The 7,245-nt window shown below is 71.4% G+C and carries 6 protein-coding genes; 5 read left to right on the top strand and 1 reads right to left on the bottom strand.

The genetic code is table 11. The features are described from left to right. The first annotated feature begins 596 nt into the window (after positions 1-596). Both O3Q52_RS45440 and O3Q52_RS45435 read left to right on the top strand, forming a co-directional pair. Complete coding sequence (locus O3Q52_RS45440; protein WP_269654360.1) at positions 597-1,388, top strand: trypsin-like serine protease; 792 nt, start codon at positions 597-599, stop codon at positions 1,386-1,388. Positions 1,389-1,587: 199 nt separating this feature from the next. After that, entirely contained in the window at positions 1,588-2,235 is a 648-nt protein-coding gene (locus tag O3Q52_RS45435) for a LysE family translocator (RefSeq protein ID WP_269654359.1), read from the top strand. A 62-nt stretch (positions 2,236-2,297) separates the two neighbouring features. On the opposite strand, the gene O3Q52_RS45430 is transcribed toward O3Q52_RS45435, so the two are convergent. Then, the gene (locus O3Q52_RS45430; protein ID WP_269654358.1) at positions 2,298-3,416 is read right to left on the bottom strand and encodes a winged helix DNA-binding domain-containing protein; all 1,119 of its coding nucleotides are present in this window, start codon (positions 3,414-3,416) and stop codon (positions 2,298-2,300) included. 188 nt (positions 3,417-3,604) lie between these two features. On the opposite strand from O3Q52_RS45430, the gene O3Q52_RS45425 reads away from it, so the two are divergent. The 3 genes from O3Q52_RS45425 to O3Q52_RS45415 all read left to right on the top strand — a co-directional run. Then, positions 3,605-4,774 (top strand): magnesium and cobalt transport protein CorA, encoded by a 1,170-nt coding sequence (locus O3Q52_RS45425; protein ID WP_269654357.1) that lies wholly within the window; start codon positions 3,605-3,607, stop codon positions 4,772-4,774. A gap of 193 nt (positions 4,775-4,967) precedes the next feature. Further along, positions 4,968-5,675 carry a M20/M25/M40 family metallo-hydrolase gene (locus O3Q52_RS45420; protein ID WP_269654356.1) on the top strand — a complete coding sequence of 236 codons (708 nt, stop codon included), beginning with the start codon at positions 4,968-4,970 and terminating at the stop codon, positions 5,673-5,675. Between the two features lie 145 nt (positions 5,676-5,820). After that, positions 5,821-7,245, top strand: a 1,425-nt coding sequence (locus O3Q52_RS45415) for a methylmalonyl-CoA mutase subunit beta (RefSeq protein WP_269654355.1), incomplete at its 3' end; no start/stop codon positions are given.

Raw genomic sequence — 7,245 nt, 5'->3', positions numbered from 1 at the left:
GGGCGCGGGCGACTCCGAGACGCGGTGCCCCGCCAGGGGCAGGCGGCCCCTGGGCCCCGTGCCCGCCGGGCGTGGGCGACTCCGAGCCGCGGTGCCCCGCCAGGGGCAGGCGGTCCCTGGGACCCGTGCCCACCGGGCGCGGGCGGCTTCCGGGGAGCGGTGCTCGCTGGGTGACAGGCGCCCGCCCGCAGGTACTCGCCCGGGCGGCGGATCGTCGCTGGGCGGCTGAAGCCGACAGGTGCCCGCCGGTGGGCGGAAGCCGGGAGATGCCCGCGGGTGGACGGAAGCCCGGTGATGGTCGCCTGGCCCAGGGCGCCGGACGCCGAGCTCGCGGGCGGCTGGCGCGCAGGCGGCTGGCTGCTGGCTGCTGGCTGTCAGCGTCGCGGTTCGGCGGCACGCCCGCGGCCCGGCAACTGCCCCCGACCCGCGGCCGGGAGGGGCAGGCAGAGGCACGACCGAGGGTTTTCCCTCGTCAACTCCCGCAGGGAGTTCCCTCATTGGGGAGAGAGCCGGTCCGCTTCTAGCGTGGGACTCACCCCGCAGGCTGTCGCTCCACCCCCACAGTGCACCCCCCACCGGCACTCCTGAGGAGAACCATGTTCGGGCTCACCCTTGCCAAGAAGGCCGCCGCCGTCACCGCCGCGGTCGCGGCCGCGGCGACGACCTGTCTGCTCGGCGCGAACACCGCGAGCGCCGCTCCCCAGCCCATCGTCGGCGGCTCGACGACCACGGCGGCCGCGTACCCGTACGTCATGCAGATCACGGACTCCTCGCAGAACCAGTTCTGCGGCGGCACCCTGGTGTCGGCGACCAAGGTCGTCACCGCCGCCCACTGCATGGTCGACGAGACCACGAGCAGCGTCAGAGTCGTCGGCGGCCGTACCTACCGCAACGGCACGAACGGCACGGTCAGCCGGGTCAGCAAGATATGGATCAACCCGAGCTACGTGGCCGCCGAGCAGGGTGACGACGTCGCCGTCCTGACCCTGTCGACCTCCATGCCGTACACGCCCATCAGCTACGTCTCCTCCTCCGAGACCAGCGCGTACACGGCCGGCACCACCGCCCGCATCCTCGGCTGGGGCACCACCAGCTCGGGCGGCTCCTCCTCCAACCAGCTGCGCACCGCCACGGTCCCGACCGTCTCGAACGCCACCTGCTCCTCGGCGTACGGCTCGTCCTACATCTCCTCCGACATGGTCTGCGCCGGCTACACCTCCGGCGGCGTGGACACCTGCCAGGGCGACAGCGGCGGCCCGCTGATCATCGGCGGCAAGCTCGCCGGCATCACCTCGTGGGGCTACGGCTGCGCGGACGCCGAGTACCCCGGCGTCTACACCCGCCTGACCACCTTCTCCAGCCTGGTGACGACGCAGGTCAACTCCTAGCACTCACGTAGTGCCGTCCCGATGACTTCCTGAGCACGCCTCAGGTTGAGCCAGGGGGCGTTGCGGGCCTCCACGAGCGGCCCGCAACGCCCCCTATCCATGTGCCGGGACCGGTCCGGGGTGCGTTGTCGGTGGCGCCTGTTTCAATGGATTCAGGTGCGGGTCATGGGTGCCGGGTAATGCGTGAGGGGGGACGGGCATGGTGTCGACGGATCGGTTCCTGGCCTTCGCGGCGATGTCGCTGCTGGTGGTCATGATCCCGGGGCCGAGCGTCCTGTTCGTGATCGGCAGGGCGCTCGCCCACGGCCGACGCACGGCGGTGGCGACGGCGCTGGGGAACGTCTTCGGTTCGTATCTGCTGGTCGTGGCGGTCGCCGTGGGCGTCGGATCGATAGTGGAACGATCGGTGACCGTCTACATGGCGGTGAAGCTGGCGGGGGCCGCCTATCTCGTCTTCCTCGGCGTCCAGGCGTTCCGGCACCGCAAGGAGATGAGGGCCTCGGACATCACGGAGCGGGCCGACGCGCCCGCCCGCGGCGATCTGCGGACGGTCCTGGACGGCGCCCTCGTCGGCGTCACCAACCCGAAGGGCATCGTCTTCTTCGCCGCGGTGCTCCCCCAGTTCGTCGACCACTCGGCGGGTCAAGTGCCCCTGCAGATGCTGCTGTTGGGCCTGATCCCGATAACCATCGGCCTGGTCACGGACACCTTGTGGGGTCTGACCGCGGCCACGGCCCGCAGCTGGTTCGCCCGCTCGGACCGCCGGCTGTCGATGATCGGCGGCGCGGGCGGCCTCACGATGGTCGGCCTCGGGCTGACGGTCGCTACGACAGGCCGTACGGACTGACGGACCATCGAGCGCCCCCTCCCCGCACCCGTCTCCGGATCGGTCGCGTCCCGTCTCCGCCGTCAGCCCCGTACGACGGTCCCGAACCGGATGTCGTACGAGGACGCCGTGCTCAGCACCGACAGCATCCGCGGCGCTTCCTCGGTCACTTCCTCCCGCTGCCGCCTACTGAGCGTGCCGAAGGGCTCGATGGTGATCACGGCCTCGTCGGGGGACTCCTCCAGCCGCCAAATACCTTCCAGGAAGCCGTCGACGAGAAGCGTGCAGTAGGCCTGGTTGCCCTGCCAGGAACGGCCCTTGTAGTCGGCGGACACCACCCGGGATCGGTCGGCGTGGGAGAGGAGCAGGTTGTCGAACTCGGGCAGCAGCCGCGGCGGGGCCGGGGTGTCCGCGTCCGGGCGGGGCGCGTCCGGCAGGTCGAAGAGCTCGACGCCGTGCTCGTCGCGGAAGGTGACCAGTTGGGGCCGCAGTCGTTCGAAGACCTCGCGCAGCCGGGTGAGACCGGCCCAGGTCTGCATGTCCTTGACGGAGGCGGGGCCGAAGGCGGCGAGATAGCGCAGGACGGTGGCGTCGGGGGCGGGCGCGGGCTCCGCGGGCCGGCCGAGCCAGTGCTCGGCGGTGGTGAGCGCGACCTGTCCGCTGCGGCCCCACAGGCCGCGCGGGGTGACCTGGACGAGGGGCAGCCGGCACCGGGCCGCGATGGCGAGGGCCAGCGGGTCCGCGTCGGGCCATTCGACGAGCAGTGCCTCGCGCAGCTGCTTCAGGGTGCGCGGCTCGGTCTCGACGAGTTCCCGGCTGATCGCGGTGAGCCGGTCGAGGTCGACGCCGGCGAGCCCGTGGCGGAAGCCGTACAGCTCCCGCTCGCGTGCGGCCTGCACGAGCGGCCGCAGGGTGAGGCAGTCGTCGGCGGTGTGGGTGTGGATGGTGGAGCGCATGGTCACGATGCGTACGACCTCGCGCTTCTCCATGGCGGCCGAGAGTTCCTCGGGCGCGAATCCCTCCAGGCGGGCGGCGAGGGCGTAGTACGGGGGCTTCACGTTCTGGGCCTGGAGGCCGACGAGGTGTTCGACGGCGTCCGTCGCGGACATGGCGACCCGGCGCAGGAGCAGCTGCCGGTCGAGGGTCGCGCGGTTCAGCTCACGGGCGCTCAGCACGGGGGCGGTCGAGGTCGTCTTCGTCATGCTCCGCACGGTAGCGGGACTTGCGGACAAGTTCTGTCCGCAACCCTTGTCGATCCCCTACCCCGCGCACCCGCTCACGCCATTTGACCCGTATATCCTGCTCGGTGATCGCCTAGACGCACGTTCGAGATGCTCGACTTGTTCGACATGCTCGGCAGACGCGACACATCAACAGGGAGGCTGCCGCGATGTCAGACCGCCGAGCCCGCCGTCCCGCGCCGCCTTCGGGGGGCGGCCGGAAGCCGGTGTGGCGGCGCGCCGTACCTGAGGCGACGCCACCGCCCGCGGATCCCCCGGCGCCGCGTCAGGTCCCGGCCGAGCCGGCTCCCCCGGAGGTCGGCAGCGTCGTACAGGCGGCGCTCTACCGCGACGGGACGCGTGTCGCGAACCCCGCCACCCTCGCGGACACGTTCCGTGAGCTGCGGGAACAGCCGGACGGCATGGCGTGGATCGGCCTGGCCCGTCCGACGGAGGAGGAAATCCTCTCCCTGGCTGCCGAGTTCGACCTCCACCCGCTCGCGGTCGAGGACGCGATGGAGGCCCATCAGCGGCCGAAGCTGGAGCGTTACGGCGAGACGCTCTTCGTCGTGCTGCGCGCCGCCCGGTATCTCGACGCGTCGGAGGAGGTCGACTTCGGCGAACTGCACGTGTTCATCGGCCCCGACTTCCTGATCACGGTCCGGCACGGCGCGGCCCCCGACCTCTCGGCCGTGCGCCGCCGTATGGAGGAGACGCCTGAGCTGCTGAAGCTCGGCCCCGAGGCGGTCCTGTACGCGATCCTCGATGCCGTCGTGGACGGTTACGCCCCGGTCGTCTCCGGTGTCCAGAACGACATCGACGAGATCGAGACCGAGGTCTTCGGCGGCGACCCCTGGGTGTCCCGCCGTATCTACGAACTCTCCCGCGAGATGGTCGAGTTCCAGCGCGCCACCCGCCCCCTGGTCGGCATGCTGCACGGCCTGATGGCCGGCTTCGCCAAGTACGGCACCGACGAGGAACTCCAGCGCTACCTCCGCGACGTCGCCGACCACGTCACCCACACCAGCGAACGTGTGGACGGCTTCCGCCAGGCCCTCACCGACATCCTCACGGTGAACGCGACCCTGGTCACCCAGCAGCAGAACGCGGAGATGCGGGCCCTGGCCGAGGCGGGCTTCGAACAGAACGAGGAGATCAAGAAGATCTCGTCCTGGGCGGCGATCCTGTTCGCCCCGACCCTCGTCGGCACGATCTACGGCATGAATTTCGAGGACATGCCCGAGCTTGGCTGGACCTTCGGATACCCCTTCGCGGTCGGCCTGATGGGCCTGGTGTGCGTGAGCCTGTACTTCATCTTCAAGCGGCGGGACTGGCTCTGAGCTGTCCCGGTGAGAGGCCCCGCCAGCTGCTCCCCTGTTCGTTTCCGCGGGGCGTTCCTCTACGATCGAGGAGGTCATCAACTACCGCATGACATCTGCCCGGTGATGAAGTCGGCGTGGCGATCCCGCGGGCACCACGGTCGAGGCCGCCCTCCGCGAGATCGGCACGATCGGTGACTACGCCGGACCCGAGGTGGCCTCGTACGCCGAGATCCACATCGAGCAGGGCCGTGACCTGGAGAACGCGGGGACCATGATCGGGCTGGTGGACTCGACCTGGGCGGCCCGCAAGTACCAGGTCGTCGTCCGCGGCGAGCAGTCGCACACCGGCTCCACGATCATGGCGGACCGCCGTGACGCCCTGTTCGGCGCCTCGCTCCTCGTCGTGGCCGTGCGGGAGCCGGCCGAGGAGAGCACGGACACGCCGCTGCACACCTCGGTGAGCGAGATGACAGTCCTGCCCAACTCTCCTGTGGTGGTGGCGCGCGAGGTACGCATGCACGTGGACCTGCGCTCCCCCGACGAGGCCTTGCTCGACGCGGCGGCCAAGAGGCTGGCCGAGTCGATCCCCGGTATCGAGGAGCGTGCGTCGGTCACGATCGAGCAGGTCCAGACGCACGGGTGGGCCGTGGCGCCGTTCCCGGCGACCGGCGTCGAACTCGCCGCCCAGGCGGCCGACGACCTGGGGCTCAGCCACCAAACCGTCATGACCATCGCGGGCCACGACTCGGTGAACATGAAGGATGTCACACCCGCGATCATGCTCTTCGTGCCCAGTGTCGAGGGCGTCTCCCACAACGAGGGCGAGTTCACACAGGACCGGGAGACCTGCGCCGGCACCGATCTGCTGGCCGAGGTTCTCCACCGGCTGATGTCGGGAGCGCTGGACAGCTCGCGGTGACGCGGCGCCCGGCCGGTGCGCGGCCGGCCCGCGCTGTCGTGGTCCGTAGTACGACCCTGCCCGCGGATCAAGGGGACCCCTGGGAGGTCAAGGTCACAGCGGGTCCCTCTGCTGCTCACCTGTGGATCTGACCTAGCATCCGAGCATGACGGTCCTGCCTGACGACGGGCTCTCGCTGGCCGCCGAGTTCCCTGACGCGACCCATGAGCAGTGGCAACGCCTCGTGGCGGGCGTACTGCGCAAGTCGGGCAAGGAAGTCTCGGACGACGCAGCTGAGGACGCCCTGTCCACCACGCTCGAGGACGGGCTGCGCGCCCGGCCCCTCTACAGCGCACTCGACTCCGCGCCGGATCCCGGCCTGCCCGGCTTCGCCCCCTTCACCAGGGGCGGCCGCGCCGAGGGCAACACCCTCGGCGGCTGGGACGTACGGCAGCGGCACACGGCCGCCGACAACGGCGCGGTCCTCGCGGACCTGGAGAACGGGGTCGCCTCGCTGTGGCTGACCGTCGGCACGGGCGGCTTCCCCGTCTCGTCGCTCGGCCGGGTCCTCGACCGCGTCTACCTCGACCTGGCGCCTGTCGTCCTGGAAGCGGGGCGTGAAGTCGAGCCCGCCGCACGGGAGTTGCTGCGGCTCTACGAGGAGCGCGGTGTCGAGCGCGACGCCGCCCGGGGCAACCTCGGCGCCGACCCCCTGGGCCATGAGGCCCGTACGGGGGACGACGGGTTCGACTTCGCGCCCGTCGCCGCTCTCGCGCGGCTGTGCGCCGAGGAGTACCCGGGGCTGCGGGCGCTGACGGTCGACGCGTTGCCGTACCACGAGGCCGGCGGGTCCGCCGCGCAGGAGCTGGGCAGCTCGCTGGCGACCGGTGTCGCCTATCTGCGGGAGCTGACCGGGGCGGGGCTGAGCGTCGAACAGGCCGCCGCCCAGCTGGAGTTCAGGTACGCGGCCACCGCGGACCAGTTCCTGACCATCGCCAAGCTGCGCGCGGCGCGCAGGCTGTGGGCCCGGGTCGCCGAGGTCTGCGGGGCGCCGGGCGGGCAGGTGCAGCACGCGGTGACCTCGCCGGTGATGATGAGCCGCCGGGACCCGTGGGTGAACATGCTGCGTGCGACGGTCGCCACGCTGGCCGCCGGAGTGGGCGGCGCCGAGTCCGTCACCGTGCTGCCCTTCGACCACGCGCTCGGCCTGCCGGACGCGTTCGCGCGCCGGATCGCCCGCAACACCTCGACGATCCTGGTCGAGGAGTCGCATCTCGCCCGGGTCATCGACCCTGCGGGCGGCTCCTGGTACGTGGAACGCCTCACCGACGAACTCGCCCACGCGGGCTGGGAGTTCTTCCAGCGGATCGAGCAGGAGGGCGGCCAGGCGGCGGCCCTGCGGTCGGGTCGAGTCGGTGAGGAGCTGGCCGCCACCTGGGCGGCCCGCAGCGCGAAGCTGGCAAAGCGGCGTGAACCCGTCACCGGGGTCAGCGAGTTCCCGCACCTCGCCGAGCGGACGGTGGCACGCGAACCCGCACCCGAGCCGCCGCCCCTCGGACTCCCCCGGGTGCGCCGCGACGAGGCCTACGAG

It is taken from the genome of Streptomyces sp. ActVer (assembly GCF_027270795.1).
In the GTDB taxonomy this organism is placed as follows: Bacteria; Actinomycetota; Actinomycetes; order Streptomycetales; family Streptomycetaceae; genus Streptomyces; species Streptomyces umbrinus_A.
The sequence above is the reverse complement of the archived record's forward strand: the minus strand, read 5'-3'. Positions and strand labels throughout refer to the sequence as shown.